This is a genomic window from Campylobacter sp. LMG 7929 (assembly GCF_024723595.1).
Lineage (GTDB): Bacteria > Campylobacterota > Campylobacteria > Campylobacterales > Campylobacteraceae > Campylobacter_D.
Genome location: NZ_JANQCY010000018.1, coordinates 1 through 18,691 on the forward strand (window position 1 = coordinate 1; position 18,691 = coordinate 18,691).

Here is an 18,691-nt window from a genome sequence, read left to right on the forward strand (position 1 = left end):
TTGAGATAATTTTTAAGTTCAAGTAATTGAGGGTGTGCTGGCATAGCAGTGATTCTTGCTGCTAAATTACCACCTTCAACCTCTCTAACGGTTTCTACTGATTGTTCTACTGCTTTAGCATCTTGTTCTAATGCATTTTTAGTTTTGGTGATGTTTTCATTAATAGCTTTTGCTATTACTTCAAATTCATCGTTGCTCTTAACATCTATCATAGCAGAATCTTTAGTTTTATGATTGATGAAATCAAAGAAAGAACTAAGACCATTTTGTATAGCTTGTAAAGGTGATAGATAATAAGAGATGATAAAATAAAGTAAAACAATACTTGCAATACTTGTAAAAATAACAATAATAGTTTGAATGTAAGCTATTTTTAGTGCAGGTGTTTCTATTACTTCTACATCTTCACCAGCACAAGTTGTATAACCATCAATTTTTACACAAATACCAAATCTATCACCACCATTTTGAGTGGTATAATTAAAAATATTATAATCTCCAGCATTTTCATAAGCTTTAGCTACTGTAACTATATCTGGATTTTGCTCTCCACCAACTAATGATTTATCAGTTGATGCAAATACAGTATAAGCATGATCAAATACAAAAGTTCTTCCTGGTAATTCGTTAAATTTTTCTTGTAAGTCTTTAACTAAAACATCAATTGCTAATACCCCTATAAATTTACCATCTTTAATTAAAGGCATAGCATAGGTAAAACATGGCAATCCTGTTGTTGCATCAATATAAGCTGCTGTGATATATAAACCATTTTTCTTTCTAGCTTCTATATAAAATTCTCTTGTGGTAGCATCATAATTGTCAGCTTTTCCATAAATTCCATAGTCTAAGCCTTTACTATCGCTATCTGGATCGCTTACTATTAATTCTCCATTTGATTGAGCTATATAGACAGCCAAATAGCTGTTTATATCTCTAACGGTTTTAAGTAAATCGCCTGTGTTTTCCATAAGCTTTTCTTGGGTATTAAGTTCGTTATATGGAAGTCTTAAAATAGCTTGAGAAAGTTGCTCTAAAGAATGAGTATGGAGACTTTTAAAATCTCTCATTGATTTTTCTGCAACTTTTACATAGTTAGTTTCAGCCTTAACCACCTCATGATTTAAAGCTTTTTTTGTAAAAATAAAGCTAATAATTCCAAGTACTATCAAACAGATGATAGCTATAACATTAGCAATTAATGAAATTTTTAATTTAATACTTTTCATTAAATAATCTCCTTTTTTTATTTGCAATGTTGAAATTTGGTTTTATTATAACATTAAAATCAAAAATGTACAAATATTATCTAAATGATAAATTTTTATATTAATGTTTTTAAGAGTTTAGAGCATGCCTGTGAGAGTATAATATAAGTCTCATTAAAATCTCCGCTATACCAAGGATCAGGAACTTCATCATATCCTAATTCTAAAGCATAAGAAGTGATTTTGTGAATTTTGTGTTTAAAATTTGGAAAATTTTTAACTACATCATTATAATTAGAATTATCCATAACGATAATAAGATCATTTTCTTCACACATTTTTAAGCTTAACTTTTGACTGCAAAATGGCTTGGAGTTGATATTTTTACTATTTAACATGGCTTTGGTTTTATAGTGCATATCCTCTCCATCATGATAACCTGAAGTGCCTGCGCTAGAAACAATAAATTTATCGTTTAAATTTGCTTTTATTAAAAGATCTTTCATAATAAATTCAGCCATAGGGGAACGACAAATATTCCCTAAGCAAACAAAAATAATTTTAGTCATTTTTTCCTCAAAAATTGTGTAGTTTTTTCAAAATTATAGCAGTATTTCAAAATATTTTTTAAAATTAATTAAAACTAAGATATAATTTTTCATTAATGGGGAGCTTTTGCTGAGAGGAAGTTAGACTTCGACCCTTGAGAAGTTTGGTAATGCGAACTTTGAATTCTTGCAAAAACTTTCCTTTTTTATAAAAAAGGATAAAAATGATACAAGCAAAAACAAAAACTAAAATTCCTATCTTAACTATAGCAGGAAGTGATTGTAGCGGTGGAGCTGGCATACAAGCTGATTTAAAAACTTTCAGCGCTCATGATTTATTTGGTATGAGTGTAGTTTTAAGCGTTGTGGCTGAAAATACTGCAAGGGTGATTTCTTGTTTTGATATACCCACCAAGATAATAGATGAGCAAATGCTAGCAGTTTATGAAGACATAGAGCCAGCTGCTGTGAAAATTGGAATGCTAGGTTCAAAAGAAATTATAACTTGTGTAAAAGAAAATTTATTACGCTTTAAAGCCAAAAATGTAGTGATTGATCCTGTGATGTTTGCAAAAAATGGCTATGCTTTAATGCCTTTGGAAAATTGTCAGTTTTTTAAAGATGAAATTTTATCTTTAGCTGATGTACTTACGCCAAATATACCTGAGGCTGAATTTTTATGTGATTTTAAAATACTTAATGAAGAGGATATGAAAAAAGCTGCTATAAAGCTTTTCAAAGAAGGTGCAAAAAGTGTTTTGATTAAAGGTGGGCATAGTAAAGATAATACTAATGATGTTTTTTATGACGGAAAGAAATTTAGTATTTTTAAAGCAGAAAAAATCAACACAAAAAACACACATGGTACAGGTTGTACATTGAGTTCAGCTATAGCTAGTAATCTTGCCTTAGGTAAAGAGAAGCATGAAGCTATAAAGCTTGCTAAAGATTATGTATATGGGGCTATATTAAATTCCTTAGCACTTGGAAAAGGTTGTGGTCCAACAAATCATTTTTATCAATTTGATAAGGAATAAAAAATGATTAAAATAGTAAGAGAAAAAAATCCTTTGATTCATCATATTACTAATTATGTTACAGCTAATGATTGTGCGAATGTAACTATAGCAATGGGAGCAAGTGCTGCTATGGCTGATTTTTATGAAGAACAAACTGATTTTGCTAAAATAAGCTCAGCCTTAGTATTAAATACAGGCACTATTAATCAGCTTGTAGCAAATTCTATGCTAAAAGCAACCAAAGAATATGCTTTATTAAATAAACCTATAGTTTTTGATCCTGTTGCTTTGGGTGTGAGTAAGGCAAGAGATGGGATTAATTTTGAATTGCTTAATCTAAAAGGTATTAGTATTGTTAAAGCAAATGCGTCTGAAATGGCTAGTGTTATAGGTTTAGATGGTAAAGCAAGAGGGGTTGATAGTACTTTTGTAATTAATGATGAGTTTTTAGAAAAAGCTAGAGAATACTCATATAAAACTAAGCGTGTTTTAGCTATAACTGGAAAAATTGATTATATTATAAATCAAGAGCGCATTGCAAAAGTTTATAATGGCTCTATCATGGCTACTAAAATAACTGGAGCAGGTTGTATGTGTGCTTCTTTGTGTGGGGTTTTTGCAGGAGCATTAGAAGATAAATTTCAGGCTAGTTTATATGCTTTATTGAGTTTTGGCATAGCTAGTGAAATCGCTCAAGATCTTTCTAGTGGAAGTGGTAGTTTTAGAGTGAATTTAATCGATGCTTTAAGTAATTTAAATGATGAAGAAATTAAAAAAAGAGCTAAATATGAAATCATTTAAAATTTATCTTGTTGCAAGCAAGGGTGAAAAAAGCGAAAGCGAGTTTTTAAATATTTTAGAAGCTTCTTTGAAAGCCAAGATTGATATTTTACAACTTAGGGAAAAAAATCTTAGCACTTTAGAATTTTATAATCTTGCTTTAAAAGTTAAAGCTTTGTGTGAAAAATATAATACGCCTTTTGTGATAAATGATAGAATCGATATAGCCATGGCTGTGAATGCAAATGGAGTGCATATAGGACAAAAGGATATGCCTTTAAAAAAAGCAAGAGAACTTTTAGGCGAAGATAAAATCATAGGACTTACGATCAATCATAAAAGCGAGCTTGCTAATATTCAAAGCGCTACTTATCTTGGAGTAGGGGCTGTTTTTGCTACGCCTAGTAAGCAAGATTGTGTTGTACTTGGTATAGATGGATTAAAAGAAATTACTAGTTTAAGTTCTTTACCTATTGTAGCTATAGGTGGGATAGATGAGGCTAATTTAAATTTACTTAAAGATTGTAATATACAAGGTGTAGCTGTTGTTAGAGCGATAATGCAAGCAAATGATCCTTATATGGCAACTTTAAATTTAAGATCAAATTTTGATAAAACTTTTATAGGAAAATAATGATTTATTTTATAGGGGATAAAGAATTTGATGGCGTTAAGACTATAAGATTAAATGAAATCAAATTTCTTGATTTTGAAGTGAATTTAAAAGAATTTGATTGTTTGATCATTAGCTCTAAGAATGCACTCAAAGCATTAATGTCAAGTAAAAGTAAAATTAATTTTGATATTAAACTTTATGCTGTGGGGCAAAAAAGTGCTGATTTTGCAAAAGAACTTGGTTTTAAAAATATCAAATATCCTAGTAAAGCTTATGGTAAAAATTTAGCTAGCGAGTTTTTATCTGAGTTTAAAAATAAAAAATGTCTTTATTTAAGAGCTAAGAAAATTAGCTCAGGCCTTGATGAGGTTTTATTAAATGAAAATATCTCTTTAAAACAATTAATTGTTTATGAAAATGTAGCCATAGAGCCCAAAAAAGATGAGTTAAAAATACAACATCCTAGTGTTTTTATCTTTAGCGCTCCTTCAAGCATAGAGCAATTTTTGAAATTTTTTGCATTAAAAAACGAAGATAAAGTTGTAGTTATAGGTCAAAGTACAGCTTTAAAACTTCATAATTTTAAAAATTTGTATATATGCAAAGAGCAAGATCTAAACTCTTGTTTAAAATTAGCTAAGAGTTTAGATCTTTAAAAGTTTTATATAGTAAATAAGAAGCAATAAACACCATAAGAACCTCGCTTGCAAAAGAAGCAAGCCAAACTCCATTTAAGCTAAGATAATATGATAATACCTGTATAAAGATAAAAGGTAATACTAAACTTTGTATGATGGATATGGCTAAAGAAAGCATGGGTTTATCTAAAGCGGTAAAAAAAGATGCGCAAAGTTTTCCAAGCCAGCTTAATAAAAAAGAAAAAGAAAACAATATAAGTGCATTTTGTGCTAGATTTGCAAAACTAATATCATTATTTTTATTAAAGAGAGAAACTATAATTTCGTTGAAAAAAAATGCAAGTAAAAACACAGATATTCCAAATACACCAGATGCTATAAACATTCTTTTAAAAATAGCTTGAATTCTTAATATGTTTTTATATCCATAGTTGTAACTTATAGCAGGTTGCATGGCTTCACACATTGATAAAATTAAACCAAAAGCAAAGGTGCTTAAATAAAGTATAATAGAAAATGCCGCTAGTGCTTGATTCCCAGCTATTTTTAATAATATAGCATTAGCTAGTATGGTAAAAATAGAACTTGATATGTTTGAAAAAAATTCAGAAGATCCGTTATAAATAATATTTTTAAGTATTTTTAAATGAATTATGGGTTTTTTGAATTTTAAAATTAAGTCTTTAAAAATAAAAGGTATAAAGCCTAAAGTAGTTCCTAAAAACATACCTATACAAGTTGCTAAAGCAGCTGAGAATAAACTCCATTCAAAAATAACTATAAAAAGCCAATCCAAAATGATATTACTTAGAGCTACTGTGATATTAACCACCATGCTATAAAATGTTTTACCGCATATTCTTAAATAACTATCCATAGCAAAAGCTAACATGGTAAAAGGTGCAAAAAGAGCAAAAATTTGCATATATTCAGTGGATAAATTTTGTATGTTTTCATCAGCACCCATAAAAGCACTTAAAGGTTTTGCTAAGAAAAATCCTAATATTCCCATTAAGCAAGAAATTGCAAAAATAAGAACTATACAAAAAGAAAAAATAGCTCTTGCTTTTTCGATTTTTCCTTTACCTAGATTAATTGCTATTTGCACTGATGAACCTATGGCTATCATATCAGCCAAAGCAAAACTTATCATAATAAAGGGCATTACTAAATTCATGGCAGCTAATGAGTCTGTACCAAGGTATTTACCAACAAAAATTCCATCAATAATAATATAAAGATATATAAATGCAACACTTGCCATGTTAGGCAGGGCACATTTGCAAAACAATATAGTAGCATTTGTATTAGTGTAAAAATTGTGTAATGGCATAGTTTTCCTTATTAGCGTTTATTTTTGCGTTCTGTTTGATAATTTACGAATAAAATAAAGCTAATAGAGAGATTCTATGCCTTCTATGATATCTTTAAAATACGGATCAACAATGATTATAAAAAAATCTCTAAAAAGCATTTATATCACCTAAATTTTAAAAATACAATAAATAAAAGAAATTATATTATAGTAGTGGTTATAAATTTCTTAATATAAAATTTAATAATTTTTATCCGATTTTTATAAACCCACAAAAAAAGGAGCAAGGATGCAAATAAATTCGTATTCACGTGTGGCAGTGGAGTCACAGATTAGCAATAGGAAGGCTGATTCGAATACTAAGCTTGAAGATGCCAATACTAAAAGCGCTAATAGCACAAAAGATATTGATGAGGATAAGCTTAGTAAGCTTGCTAGTATAGGCGGAAAAGGCATAACAGAACTTTATGCTATGAGTTTTATGCAACAAGCATTTAGTATGAGTTCATCTAATGGTCTATCTCAAGCTGGGATTTTTCAAGGAGCTCAGTCTAAGGATTCTTTAACGGCTATTTTATCAAATGTAGATTTTAAAGCTATAGGATATGAAGGTAAAGATATACTTAGTTTAAATGCTGATGAGGCAAAAGAGCTTATTGGGGAAGATGGGTATTTTGGTGTAGCAAAAACATCTCAAAGATTGGCTGATTTTGTTATTAATGGGGCTGGTGATGATATGGAAAAACTTCAAAAAGGTTTAGAAGGTCTAAAAGCAGGATTTGCGCAAGCGGAAAAAATGTGGGGTGGCAAACTTCCTGATATCAGCTATGAGACAATTGATAAAGCTATTGAAAAAGTAACTCAAAAAATCAATGAATTGGGTGGAAATTCTTTAGATATCAATGTATAAATTTATATCCCTAGTTTTAAACTAGGGATTTAGTCTATTTTTAAAACGCTTAAAAATGCTTCTTGAGGTAAATGTACTTTGCCAATAGCTTTCATTCTTTTTTTACCTTCTTTTTGTTTTTCAAGAAGCTTTCTTTTTCTAGTAATATCCCCGCCATAGCATTTTGCAGTTACATTTTTACCCATAGATTTTACATTTTCTCTTGCGATGATTTTATTTCCAATGCTTGCTTGGATAGCAACTTCAAAAAGCTGTCTTGGGACGATTTCTTTCATCGCTTTTACCAGCTCCCTGCCTTTACTTAGTGCCTTTTCATTTGGCACTATGATGCTTAGTGCATCGACATTTTCACCAGCTACTTTAATATCAAGCTTTACAAGATCACCCACTCTAAATTCAATAGGTTCATAATCAAAACTAGCATAACCTTTAGTGAGTGATTTGAGTTTATCATAAAAGTCCATAACGATTTCATTTAAAGGTATATCATACTCAAGTAAAACACGCTCAGGGGTGATATAATCCATCTTAACTTGCATACCACGTTTGCGATTTAAAAGAGTGATTAAATTTCCTAAATATTCACTTGGGGTTATGATAGTTGCTTTTACATAAGGTTCTTTTATGTGATCGATTTTATTTACTGGAGGCAGCTCGCTTGGGTTTTGAATTTTTAAAACTTCTCCATCAGTTTGATAAATTTCATAAGTAACAGTTGGAGCAGTAGCAATCAAATCAAGGTTAAACTCACGCTCAAGTCTTTCTTTAATAACCTCCATATGTAAAAGACCTAAAAAACCAACTCTAAAACCAAACCCTAAAGCTAGCGATGTCTCAGGTTCATAGGTAATAGAACTATCATTGAGTTTTAATTTATCTAAAGCATCTCTTAAATCTTCAAATTTATCCGTTTCTATAGGGTATAATCCTGCAAAAACAAAAGCTTTGGCTTTTTCAAAACCACCAATGGCTTCTTTTGCCTTATTTTTGGTTAGTGTTATGGTATCGCCCACTTGAACATCAGCAACATTTTTAAGTCCAAGCACGATAACACCTACTTCACCTGATTCTAATTTTTTGGTTTTTATAGGGTTTAATGGATGGGGGTAAAAAAGATCTTGTACAAGATGTTTTTTATCTGTACTCATAACTAAAACTTCATCATTTTTAGCTATATTTCCCTCATAAATTCTAACTAAAGCTAAAGCTCCAAGATAATTATCAAACCAAGAATCATAAATTAAAGCTTTAGTAGGTGCTTCATCATCGGTTTTTGGCGCAGGAATTTTTGTGATGATGGTTTCTATGAGTTCTTTTATACCTACACCTGTTTTTGCGCTAACACAAATTGCATTAGAGCAATCAATGCCTATAATATGTTCTATTTCGTGCTTAACTTTTTCTATATCAGCTGAAGGAAGATCTATTTTATTTATCACTGGTATGATTTCAAGATCGTTTTCTAAGGCTATATAAACATTGGCTATAGTTTGAGCTTCTACTCCTTGTGAAGCATCAACAACAAGCAAAGCTCCCTCGCAACTTGCCAAAGAGCGACTTACTTCATAGGAAAAATCAACATGACCTGGAGTATCTATTAAATTTAATACATATTCTTCGTTATTAAGTTTATAATTTAAACGCACAGATTGAGCTTTTATAGTTATACCACGCTCTTTTTCTATATCCATAGTATCCATTACTTGGGCACTCATTTGTCTATCGCTAATTGCACCACACTCGCTGATAATTCTATCGGCTAATGTACTTTTTCCATGATCAATATGAGCTATAATAGAGAAATTTCTAATATTTTTCATCAAAAAACCTTAAGATTGTCTCATTTTTCTTTTTGCTAAACCTATTTGCTCATAAGCATCTATTTCGTTTTTTAAAGTTTTATATCTTTTTTTTAATTCATTATTTAAAAACGAAATATTCTTAGGAGTGGCATTGGCATTTGCTGAAATAGCACTAATAAAATCAAGTTTTCTTTTAGTGGCGCTATCTTTTGGATTAGATCCTAATTTTTGTGAATTTAAAAACTGCAAAATCAAAGCTTGAATTTCTTGAGAATTTTTTGCATCATTAGCTTTAGATATAAAATCTTCAATGTTAATTATTTTTGGAGTTTTAGTGATATTTGATTTATTGGTGTTTTTATCTTTGTGTGTAAAAAATAAAACTAAAAGAATTCCAAGTATAATAACAATAACTAAAGCAATAATCAAAAATACAAAAAGAGAATTATTCATTTAAAACTTTCCTATAATTTTTTTGCATAAGATTTTTTGAAATAACTTGCTATGCTTAATGCCACCATAAATAAAAAGCCCCAATACACATAATCAGGAATTTTTACTGAATCTCCTGCTGCGTAAGAGTGCATACCAGTTAAAAAGTAATTTACTCCAAAATAAGTCATAATAATCACCCAGTATGCAAACATAGAGCAAACTGCAAAAGTGTATTGATTTGCCCATTTTGGTACCATTCTAATGTGTAAAATAGCCGCATAAACTAAAATACTAATTAAAGCCCAAGTTTCCTTAGAATCCCAACTCCAATATCTTCCCCAGCTTTCATTTGCCCATATAGCACCTAAGAAATTTCCAACTGTAAGTAAGCAAAGTCCTAAGATCATAGCCATTTCGTTGATTCTTGTTGCTTCTGTAATATTTCTTAAAATATTTTCATTATGCTTACCATTGATTTTTAGCATGCATAGTAAAACAAGTACAAATATACCTAATAATGCACATAGTCCTAAAAATCCATAGCTAGCAGTAATAACTGAAACATGTATAGTTAGCCAGTATGATTGCAACACAGGAACTAAGTTGGTAATTTGTGGATCCATTTGGCTAAGATGAGCTACACCTAAAGTAACCCCTGCTAAAATAGAAGTTAAAGAAAGTGCAATAGGGCTTTTTCTGGAAAAGAAAATTCCAGATAATGATAAAGCCCAAGCTATATAAACCATACTCTCATAAGCATTGCTCCATGGTGCGCGACCTGCTATATACCAACGCAAAGCCAAACCTAAAGTATGGATGAAAAATGCCACGATATTAAATACATAAACACATTTAAAAATAAAATCAATGCGTATTTTTGGCAGTAGCATCTTAATAAAAACTATAATTAAAAGCAAAAATCCAGCACAAAGATAAAGAGGGGTAAGATTTACAAAAATTTGACTTTTATTGAAAAAGATTTCTGTGCTAATTTTTTTAGCACTAGGCATAACTTCATGGCCGTATTTTTCTTGGTAATTTTTGATAACATTTAAGTTTTTAGTTGCTTCATCCCAGTTATTATGTACAATGGAATTACTAACTGCATTAAAATAGTTTTCTAAAATACTTTTAACTTCTGCACCTTCTTCACCTTTTAATCCTATATAAGCTTCACGTGGTGCCACCCATTGATTATTTGTGCTATTTTGTAAAGGAATAAATCTAAAAATATCACCTGAGAAAATTAAATTTACAATATTAACCCTTTCATCAAGCTTGATGATTTCTTTGTCAAAAACACTTCTGCGATTTGGATTTTTTCTATTAGCATTTTCTACATATTTTTGCAGTTTATATGAATCTGTAGTGAAAAAATCTTTAAAACTAGTATAGGCTCTAGGCTCAATTTCTAAAATTTTAGAAATTTCTTCATTAACCAAACGACTTGTTGGCATAAATATAATATCTTTATCATACCATGCACTACCATCAAAAATCATCGATATAATTGTTGCTTCAGCGCTTTGTCCTTGGAAGGTCGTTGTTTTATGTATTTTTTCTAAAACTTCCATGGCTAAAGTATTAAAAGGAACCATTCTACCATCAGGCTTTTGCACTATCAAAGAAGCAAGTTCTTTAGCGTGTGCTTCATCTACTTTGATAGGCTCATTTGCGTAAGTATTTTGGCCTGTAAATAAAACTAATATAAAAGCCAAAATAGCGCTTGTTTTTTTTAGGGTGTCTTGATTGATTAATTTAGCTAAAGTCCTAAATCTTGAATGAGGATTTAAAATATTTAAAAACATTCCTAATGTGAGTAAAAAATATCCAATATATGTAGGAATTTTACCCGGATCTTTATTCACTGAAAGTATGGTACCAAGCTCATCTTGATCATAAGAACTTTGGTAAAATCTATAGCCTTGATAATCTAAAACATTATTCATGAAAATTTTATATTCTAGTTTCTTATCAGCATTGTCAATTTCTACATAACTTGCATAAGACATAGGCGACATCGAGCCAGGATAGCGTTCTAATTCAAAGTCTTTTAGGTACATTTCAAATGGCATTTCTATTCCTTTAGGACCCCATCTTAAAAAGAAAGGTTGACCTGCTACATCAATACGGATAGGCGAGTTGTATTCTACTAGGAAAACTTCTTTGGATTCTCCTTTATAGCTTAATTTTAATTTTAAAGCATTAATAGCATTATCTGAAAGTTGAGTTGGCATATATTTAGTACTTTGAGCAAAGTCTTTGAAATTATTTAATAAAGAATTATTCCAGTATTTTGCCTCGCCAAATAAAGAAATCAAAGCATTGCGTCCTAGTTCTATCCAACAATTTTTAAACCAAGTAAAAAAGCTTTCATCTTGAGCTTGATTGATACCTTCTAAAGTTTTTTTGCCATGCAAGGAAGCAAATTTAACCACTAAATTAATATCATTAAAAGAATATAATCTTAAATCTTTAGCTTGTGCTTTTTGATTTGCTTTTAAAATATTTTCTTTGCCATCGCTCATTGACATGTATTTTAAATCAAAATCAGCACTAAGTTTTAAATCTTTATCGATTTTTATATAAGGACTTGGAACAGAGTCATTTAAAAATGCTATATTAACGCCGTTGATATTTTCAATATCTCCTGCTTGAAAAAGCAATTCTTTAGACTCGTTATTTTGTGAAAGCATTAAGGATAAAAGTGGAGCAGAATTGTTATCATCAATATAAACTTCTTTTGCATCTAAGATCAAATTTTCATATGCAATTCGAGCTTTTTCATCAGGCAAGATTAAATCAAATGAAAAATCATTTACAAAAGGCAGGGTTGCAATATATTCAGATTTTGAAGCACTATATACTTTATCATCTTTTAAGGTTGCTATGTAAATATAACTTTTTGAAGTTTCAATAATATTGTTTTTTTCATTTTCTCTAATGTGTAAATTTCCCTCAAATCCCATATACCTAGTCATCGCTGAGCCTAGTAATATAAATAAAAATGAGATATGAAAGATTAAAAGTGGTATTTTTTTCTTATTAAACATTTTGTATTTAAAAAGAGCTGCTAAAAGATTAATCCCTAGTATGAGTTGTATAAAGCCAAACCAAGAAGAGCCATAGATCATCGCCCAAGCTGTTGGTGTATTATAAGCACTTTCTATGAAAGTAGCTAGGGCGCAAAATAGGGCAAAAATTAAAAACAAAAAAATAGAAATTTTTATATCCCCAAAAGCTAAAAGTTGTTTTTTCATGAATTAAGCTCCAAGGTATTTTTTTTTAATCTCATCATTGCCGATAAGATCTTTTGCAGGTGCATGCATAGCAATTTTGCCATTTTCCAAAACATAAGCATAATCGCTGATTTTTAAAGCTGAAAATGCATTTTGCTCTACTAATAAAATGGTGATTCCTTCTTCTTTTAATTTGACTATAATATCAAAAACTTCTCCAACTATTTTTGGAGCAAGACCTAATGAAGGCTCATCAAGCATTAAAAGTTTTGGCTCACTCATGAGTGCTCTTGAGATAGCTAACATTTGAGCTTCTCCGCCACTTAGAGTTCCTGCAAGGGCATTTTTTTTATCTTTTAATCTTGGGAAAAGTCTATACATTTGATTTTTTAAATGCTCATAATTTTCTGCATTATTAAAAGCACCAATTTTTAAATTTTCCTCTATAGTAAGATTGATAAAAACTCTTCTTCCCTCAGGTACTAAAGCAATGCCTTTTTGAACTAGAGTGTGCGGTAAATGTCTTTGAGTGTCATAACCTAGAAAAGTTACCTCGCCAGTTTTTTTAACACAATTTAGCATAGCATTAAGTGTTGAGGTTTTTCCTGCGCCATTTGAGCCTATTAAGCTAACTATACTTCCTGTTTTTATAGTAAAATCAATACCTTTAACAGCTTCAATCAAACCATAATAAACATGTAAATCTTTAACTACTAGCATTAAAATCTCCCAAATATGCACTAATTACTTCAGGGTTTTGCACCGCATCGTTTGGTTTTCCCTCAAAAATGGTCTTACCATAATCAAGCACCATAACTCTATCACAAAGCTTATTTACAAATTTCATATCATGCTCTATAAGTAAAACACTAATTTTTTTATTATCTCTTATGTCAAAAATTAACTCAGCCAAATCATCACTTTCTGTAGAATTCATACCTGCTGCAGGTTCATCTAATAATAAAAGTTTAGGATTTGTTGCTAAAGCTCTTGCTATTTCGACTTTTCTTTGCTGACCATAGCTTAAACTAGTAGCTTTTTCATCGGCTAAATGAGCAATATTGAGTTGTTCTAAAATTTCATAAGCTGCTTTTTTTGCATTTTTTTCTGCTTTGGAAAATCTTCCAAGATGTAAAAAGGCTTCGAAAATATTATATTTAATACTTTGATCAAAACCAATCAATACATTTTCCAAAACACTCATGCTTGAAAAAAGTCTGATGTTTTGAAAAGTTCTTGCTATACCTAGATGAACTATTTTGTGTGGTTTTAAATGATCAATTTTTTTTCCTAAAAAAAAGACTTCCCCGCTACTTGGCTTATAATTTCCTGTAATAATATTAAATAGCGTAGTTTTTCCTGCGCCATTTGGGCCTATAAGTCCAAAAATTTCACTTTCTTTAATAGTAAATGAGGTATTAGCTATAGCGCTAACTCCACCAAAATTTTTATGAATTTCTTTAAGCTCTAAAATCATTTTTTCTTCCTTTTAGAAAACTTAAACAAAACATCTGTTAATTCTTTATCTCCCATTATTCCTCTTCTTGCAAAAAGCATTACCAAGATCAATACAATGGAAAATACAACCATTCTAAGACCAGGCATAGCAGGGGTTTCATAACCAAAAATATTCATACTTTCATCTAAAAATCTTAAATACTCACTTCCACCTATTACTAAAATAGCCCCAATGATAGCACCAGTAGTTGAACCTAAGCCACCTAAAACAATGATGATTAAAAGTTGGAAGGTAAATAAAAAGTCAAATTGCTCAGGAGAAACTGAAGCTAGTGCACAAGCTAGCAAGCCTCCCCCAACGCCTTCTAAAAATGCTGAAGTACTAAAGGCTAAGGTTTTAATATTAAAGGTGTTTATACCCATTGCTAATGCTGCATCTTCATCATCTCTTACAGCTTTCATAGCTCTACCAAATTTTGAGCTAACAATGTTTAAGATGATAACAACTGAAAATATAGCAATCCCACCACTCCAGTATAAAGTAGTGTGTTTAGGAATGTCGTTTAAGCCTAAAGAGCCATTTGTAACAGAAGCAAAGTTAATCGCCATAAGTTTAATAATGATACCAAAACCTAGTGTTACAATAGCTAAATAATCCCCTCTAACTCTAAATACTGCAAAAGCCAAAACTAAAGATAAAAGCATAGCGCAAAGTCCAGCAGCAAGTAAAGCCACAATAAAACTTGGCGAATGTATCATCAAAATAAAGCTACTTGGATCTTCTAAAGAAAACTGATCGATTTTGCTTTCACTTGTAAGTAATACTAAAGCTGCAACATAAGCTCCTATAGCTACAAAGCCATTTGGTTCTAGTGAAAATTGTCCTGTAACCCCGTTGATAAGATTATAGCTTACTGCTAAGATAACAAAAATAGCAATATTGCTTAAAATTCCTATTTTATAATCATTGAAAAAATAAGGAGATATAAAAAGAAAAGCAAGCGCTATGATAAAAAAACTTAAATGTGTAATTTTTCTTGCAACCATCTTAAAACCTACTTTTTTCAAAATTTATGCCCAAAATTCCAGTTGGTTTAAAAAGCAAAATCAATACTAAAAAGATAAACGCAAAAGCATCTTTAAAACCAGAAAGATCAGGGAAAATAGCAACTACAACAACTTCTGTAAATCCTATAATTAAACCACCTAATACCGCTCCAGCAACCGAACCAATACCACCTAAAACAGCAGCACCAAATGCCTTAAGCCCTATAAGAGTTCCCATGCTAGGTTCAACAGAAGGATAACTAACAGCCCAGAAAATACCACCAATAGCGGCTAAAGCTGAGCCTAGTGCAAATACAATAGCGATAATACGATTTGCATCAATTCCCATTAAATTTACAGTATGAATATCAAAAGCTAAAGCTCTAATAGCAATGCCATATTTGCTTTTATAAAGTATGAATAAAACCACTAATAGTATAAAAAATGTCAAAATAGGCACTAAAATACTATTAATGCTAATGCTGATATTATTAAAATTAATCACTGTTTCAAGATAACTTGGCACAGGAAAATATTTTGGTGTTGAGCCAAATAAGACATTAAATACATTTTGTATTAAAAAGCTTATGCCTATAGCTGTAATAAGTAAAGAAATTCTAGGTGCTTTTCTTAAAGGTTTATAAGCTATCCTATCAATAGCTATACCTAAAGCTGCTGCAAATAACATAGCCAAAGAAAGAGCTCCTAAAAAAGGCACATTCATACTTGTGACACAAAATAAAGCTGAGTATGCTCCTACCATCATGATATCGCCATGTGCAAAATTAATTAATCTTAAAACACCATAGACCATTGTATAGCCTATAGCAATAAGTGCATACATGCTACCTAAGCTAAAACCATTTATAATTTGCTGTAAAATTAAAGAACTATCCATTGAACCTCTTAAAATTTTATTTACGGAAGAATCGTATCTTTATAAATTTGTTTTTGATTTTCTATTGATTTTATAACAATTGAACGCGTAGCATTGCCTGTTTTATCAATGCTAATTACTCCGCTAACACCTTCAAATTTTGAAGTAGCGTGGATATTGTTATTAATGCATTCACTGTTAAAATCATTAACACATTTTTGCATAGCTTCAAAAATCACAAAATACGCATCTGCACCCATAGCTGTGAAATTTGGAACTTCTTTGCTTTGTTTTTCTTTTTCATAAGCTAGTATGAAGTCTTTTGAAAGTTGTGTTGGTGGGTTGTTATAATCAAAGCTATCGGTAAATAAATATCCTTCTGCAGCATCTTGAGCTAAATTAATAAAGGTTTCATCAGCAACTCCATCTGCTGAACCCATAGGGATATTTATACCCATTGCTTTTGCTTGTCTTGCAAATAAAGAAGCTTCGGTATAATATACTGGAAGATAAATAAAATCAGGTTTTAAATTTTTAATTTGTGAAAGAATAGCTTTAAAGTCTTTATCGCCTGCTGTGATTCTAAATTTATCTAAAATTTTTCCACCTTGCTTACTAAATTCTTTTTCAAAGGCTCTAGTTAAACCCAAAGAATAATCCGCGCTTTGATCGCTAATTATCGCAGCTTTAGTATAGTTAAGTTTATTTTTTACATAATTAGCTAAAGATGAGCCTTGGAAGCTATCCATAAAACAAACTCTACTGGCATATAATTTTTTATTTAAAATTTTATCAGCAGTAGCTGCAGGAGCAACCACTGGGATCTTTTTTTCTTCGCCAATTCTTATCACTTGCAAAGTATTAGCTGTTAGCATTTCACCAATTAGCGCATAAGCTTTGTTTTGTGAAACCAATCTTGTGCTAGCATTGGCACTTTCTATTTTATCACCTTTTGTATCTACTACTACTAAATTTACTTTATCTCCATTACTTAGAGTGTTTTTCATGGAATTTGCAATTTTCACTCCATCTAAAGCACTTTGTCCATATGCTGCCGTAGAACCTGTTAGAGGTAAAACCACGCCAATGTTGATTTCTTTTGCTTGTATAATATTGCAAGCTATGACAGATAATATAGCTATACTAATTTTTTTCATAGTTTACCTTTCAAGGATTGATAATAGTTTTATATACTTGTTTTTGATCTTGTATTTCTTTTATAACTACAGAACGACTCGCATTGCCACTAGCATCTATGCTTATAACCCCACCCACACCTTCAAAATTACTGGTTGAGTGAATTTTTTCATTAATGCATTGTGCATTAAGATTATTAGCACATTCATTCATTGCATTTACCATTACATAATAAGCATCAGCTCCCATAGCAGAAAATGCTGGAAGCTCTTTGGTGCCATGATCTTTTTCATAAGCATTGATGAAATTTTTAGACAAAGCTGTTGGAGGATTGTTATAATCAAAACTATCAGTAAATACCACACCATTTACAGCATCTCCACCAAGCTCAATAAATGTTTTATTATTTACCCCATCTCCTGCGCTTAAAAGTTTGTTAAATCCAACCGCTTTTGCTTGTCTTGCTATTAAGGCAGCCTCTGGGTGATAAATTGGCATATAAACAAAGTCTGGATTGATGCTTTTAAGTTGTGAAACAATAGCTTTAAAGTCTTTATCGCCCGAAGAAATGGTTAATTTTTTAAGTACTTTTCCACCATTTTGCTTAAATTCTTTTTCAAAAGCTCTTGCTAGACCCAATGAATATACATTGCTTTGATCAACTATAACAACCACGCTTTTTAAATTTAAATCTTTGTAGGCATAATTAGCAAATTTATCTCCTTGGAAGCTATCCATAAAACAAACTCTACTAGCATAGCCTTTTTTGTCTAAAAGCTTATCGCCTGAGGCAACTGGAGCTATAGCAGGAACTTTTCTTTCTTCGGCTATGGATAAAACTTGCATAGTATTTGGTGTAACAGCTTCGCCTATAAGACCTAAAACTTTATCTTGAGAGATAAGTCTAGTAGTAGCATTTGCTGCCTCTATTTTATCACCTTTAGTATCAATAGCTATAATTTTAATACTATCTCCATTTTTTAAATTTGGATTTAAAGTATTGGCTAGTTTAATGCCCTCATATACATCATTACCATAGGCTGCTAAAGCGCCAGTAAGCGGCAAAACAACCCCTATTTTTACCTCTGCAGCATAAATTGAACTAGCACAAAGTAAGCTAGCTAACAGTAGATTTTTTTTCATGAAAACTCCTTTTTTGTTATTTTAAAAATGTATTGTGTTTAGTTTTTAGTGCTGGTTCTTCTTCTAAAAGATCTTTTTGATTAAGCTCTATAGAAAAATTTTGTCCTTTTAAATAAGCTATGATGTGGTTCATATCACTATCACTTAATTTTTTAGCATACAAACTCATTTGGATATTATCGCTTGATTGATTTTTAAAATATCCATTAGCATAATCTTTCAAAGCACCTTTGATTTCTTCTGGATTTAAGTCTTTAAGAGCTCTTTTGCCATAAGAATTTTTTTCTCCGTTCTCTCCATGGCAAGTATTACATTTATTTTTAAAATATATTTCTTTAGCTTTTTCTAAGTCATAACTAATGTTATCATTAAAAGTATAGGTAAATAAAGATTTTACATTAAAAGCTAATAGTGAATTGGCAAATAAAACACTTACAATAAACAAGCGCAACATAAATATAACCTTTTTTAATATATAAATAAAGGTCGATTATATCTAAAAAAAATAAATAATCTCAC

The 18,691-nt window shown here is 30.7% G+C and carries 18 protein-coding genes; 5 read left to right on the forward strand and 13 right to left on the reverse strand.

The features are described 5' to 3' along the window. Both CAMP5118_RS07440 and CAMP5118_RS07445 read right to left on the reverse strand, forming a co-directional pair. Positions 1-1,229 (reverse strand): PDC sensor domain-containing protein (locus tag CAMP5118_RS07440; protein ID WP_337216981.1); only part of this gene is annotated, 1,229 nt, incomplete at its 3' end. Between the two features lie 95 nt (positions 1,230-1,324). Beyond that, positions 1,325-1,777: a low molecular weight protein-tyrosine-phosphatase gene (locus CAMP5118_RS07445; protein ID WP_263664248.1), complete on the reverse strand. Its 453-nt coding sequence runs from the start codon at positions 1,775-1,777 to the stop codon at positions 1,325-1,327. A 206-nt stretch (positions 1,778-1,983) separates the two neighbouring features. On the opposite strand from CAMP5118_RS07445, the gene thiD reads away from it, so the two are divergent. Genes thiD through CAMP5118_RS07465 form a run of 4 tightly spaced genes read left to right on the forward strand, consistent with a single transcriptional unit; the run spans position 1,984 to position 4,827 of the window. Further along, positions 1,984-2,793, forward strand: coding sequence for a bifunctional hydroxymethylpyrimidine kinase/phosphomethylpyrimidine kinase (gene thiD, locus CAMP5118_RS07450; protein WP_263679696.1), 810 nt, complete (start codon positions 1,984-1,986; stop codon positions 2,791-2,793). A gap of 3 nt (positions 2,794-2,796) precedes the next feature. Beyond that, positions 2,797-3,576 carry a hydroxyethylthiazole kinase gene (thiM, locus tag CAMP5118_RS07455; protein WP_263679691.1) on the forward strand — a complete coding sequence of 260 codons (780 nt, stop codon included), beginning with the start codon at positions 2,797-2,799 and terminating at the stop codon, positions 3,574-3,576. After that, on the forward strand, positions 3,563-4,189 hold the full coding sequence (gene thiE / locus CAMP5118_RS07460; RefSeq protein WP_337216982.1) for a thiamine phosphate synthase: 627 nt from the start codon (positions 3,563-3,565) through the stop codon (positions 4,187-4,189). Before thiM ends, thiE begins: the two co-directional genes overlap by 14 nt. Beyond that, the gene (locus tag CAMP5118_RS07465; RefSeq protein ID WP_263679694.1) at positions 4,186-4,827 is read left to right on the forward strand and encodes a uroporphyrinogen-III synthase; all 642 of its coding nucleotides are present in this window, start codon (positions 4,186-4,188) and stop codon (positions 4,825-4,827) included. Before thiE ends, CAMP5118_RS07465 begins: the two co-directional genes overlap by 4 nt. On the opposite strand, the gene CAMP5118_RS07470 is transcribed toward CAMP5118_RS07465, so the two are convergent. After that, complete coding sequence (locus CAMP5118_RS07470) at positions 4,808-6,142, reverse strand: MATE family efflux transporter (RefSeq protein WP_263679689.1); 1,335 nt, start codon at positions 6,140-6,142, stop codon at positions 4,808-4,810. The two genes, CAMP5118_RS07465 and CAMP5118_RS07470, sit on opposite strands and share 20 nt — an antisense overlap. Before the next feature lie 271 nt (positions 6,143-6,413). On the opposite strand from CAMP5118_RS07470, the gene CAMP5118_RS07475 reads away from it, so the two are divergent. Next, entirely contained in the window at positions 6,414-7,034 is a 621-nt protein-coding gene (locus CAMP5118_RS07475; RefSeq protein WP_337216983.1) for a hypothetical protein, read from the forward strand. A 29-nt stretch (positions 7,035-7,063) separates the two neighbouring features. Here CAMP5118_RS07475 and lepA read toward each other — a convergent pair whose 3' ends face one another. Genes lepA through CAMP5118_RS07525 form a run of 10 tightly spaced genes read right to left on the reverse strand, consistent with a single transcriptional unit; the run spans position 7,064 to position 18,626 of the window. Further along, on the reverse strand, positions 7,064-8,854 hold the full coding sequence (gene lepA / locus CAMP5118_RS07480) for a translation elongation factor 4 (RefSeq protein ID WP_263679687.1): 1,791 nt from the start codon (positions 8,852-8,854) through the stop codon (positions 7,064-7,066). 9 nt (positions 8,855-8,863) lie between these two features. Beyond that, on the reverse strand, positions 8,864-9,289 hold the full coding sequence (locus tag CAMP5118_RS07485; protein ID WP_263664243.1) for a hypothetical protein: 426 nt from the start codon (positions 9,287-9,289) through the stop codon (positions 8,864-8,866). 11 nt (positions 9,290-9,300) lie between these two features. Then, positions 9,301-12,531 (reverse strand): c-type cytochrome biogenesis protein CcsB, encoded by a 3,231-nt coding sequence (gene ccsB / locus CAMP5118_RS07490; RefSeq protein WP_337216984.1) that lies wholly within the window; start codon positions 12,529-12,531, stop codon positions 9,301-9,303. 3 nt (positions 12,532-12,534) lie between these two features. After that, positions 12,535-13,230 carry an ABC transporter ATP-binding protein gene (locus CAMP5118_RS07495; protein ID WP_263679683.1) on the reverse strand — a complete coding sequence of 232 codons (696 nt, stop codon included), beginning with the start codon at positions 13,228-13,230 and terminating at the stop codon, positions 12,535-12,537. After that, positions 13,217-13,987 (reverse strand): ABC transporter ATP-binding protein, encoded by a 771-nt coding sequence (locus CAMP5118_RS07500; RefSeq protein WP_263679681.1) that lies wholly within the window; start codon positions 13,985-13,987, stop codon positions 13,217-13,219. Before CAMP5118_RS07500 ends, CAMP5118_RS07495 begins: the two co-directional genes overlap by 14 nt. After that, positions 13,984-15,015, reverse strand: a complete 1,032-nt coding sequence (locus CAMP5118_RS07505) for a branched-chain amino acid ABC transporter permease (protein ID WP_263679679.1) — start codon at positions 15,013-15,015, stop codon at positions 13,984-13,986. The genes CAMP5118_RS07500 and CAMP5118_RS07505 overlap by 4 nt, the downstream gene beginning before the upstream one ends. A 1-nt stretch (position 15,016) precedes the next feature. Further along, complete coding sequence (locus tag CAMP5118_RS07510; RefSeq protein ID WP_263679677.1) at positions 15,017-15,913, reverse strand: branched-chain amino acid ABC transporter permease; 897 nt, start codon at positions 15,911-15,913, stop codon at positions 15,017-15,019. A gap of 20 nt (positions 15,914-15,933) precedes the next feature. Next, positions 15,934-17,049 carry an ABC transporter substrate-binding protein gene (locus CAMP5118_RS07515; RefSeq protein ID WP_337216985.1) on the reverse strand — a complete coding sequence of 372 codons (1,116 nt, stop codon included), beginning with the start codon at positions 17,047-17,049 and terminating at the stop codon, positions 15,934-15,936. A gap of 10 nt (positions 17,050-17,059) precedes the next feature. Continuing rightward, positions 17,060-18,172 carry an ABC transporter substrate-binding protein gene (locus CAMP5118_RS07520; protein WP_337216986.1) on the reverse strand — a complete coding sequence of 371 codons (1,113 nt, stop codon included), beginning with the start codon at positions 18,170-18,172 and terminating at the stop codon, positions 17,060-17,062. Between the two features lie 16 nt (positions 18,173-18,188). Beyond that, positions 18,189-18,626 carry a c-type cytochrome gene (locus CAMP5118_RS07525; protein ID WP_263679671.1) on the reverse strand — a complete coding sequence of 146 codons (438 nt, stop codon included), beginning with the start codon at positions 18,624-18,626 and terminating at the stop codon, positions 18,189-18,191. Positions 18,627-18,691 lie beyond the last annotated feature (65 nt).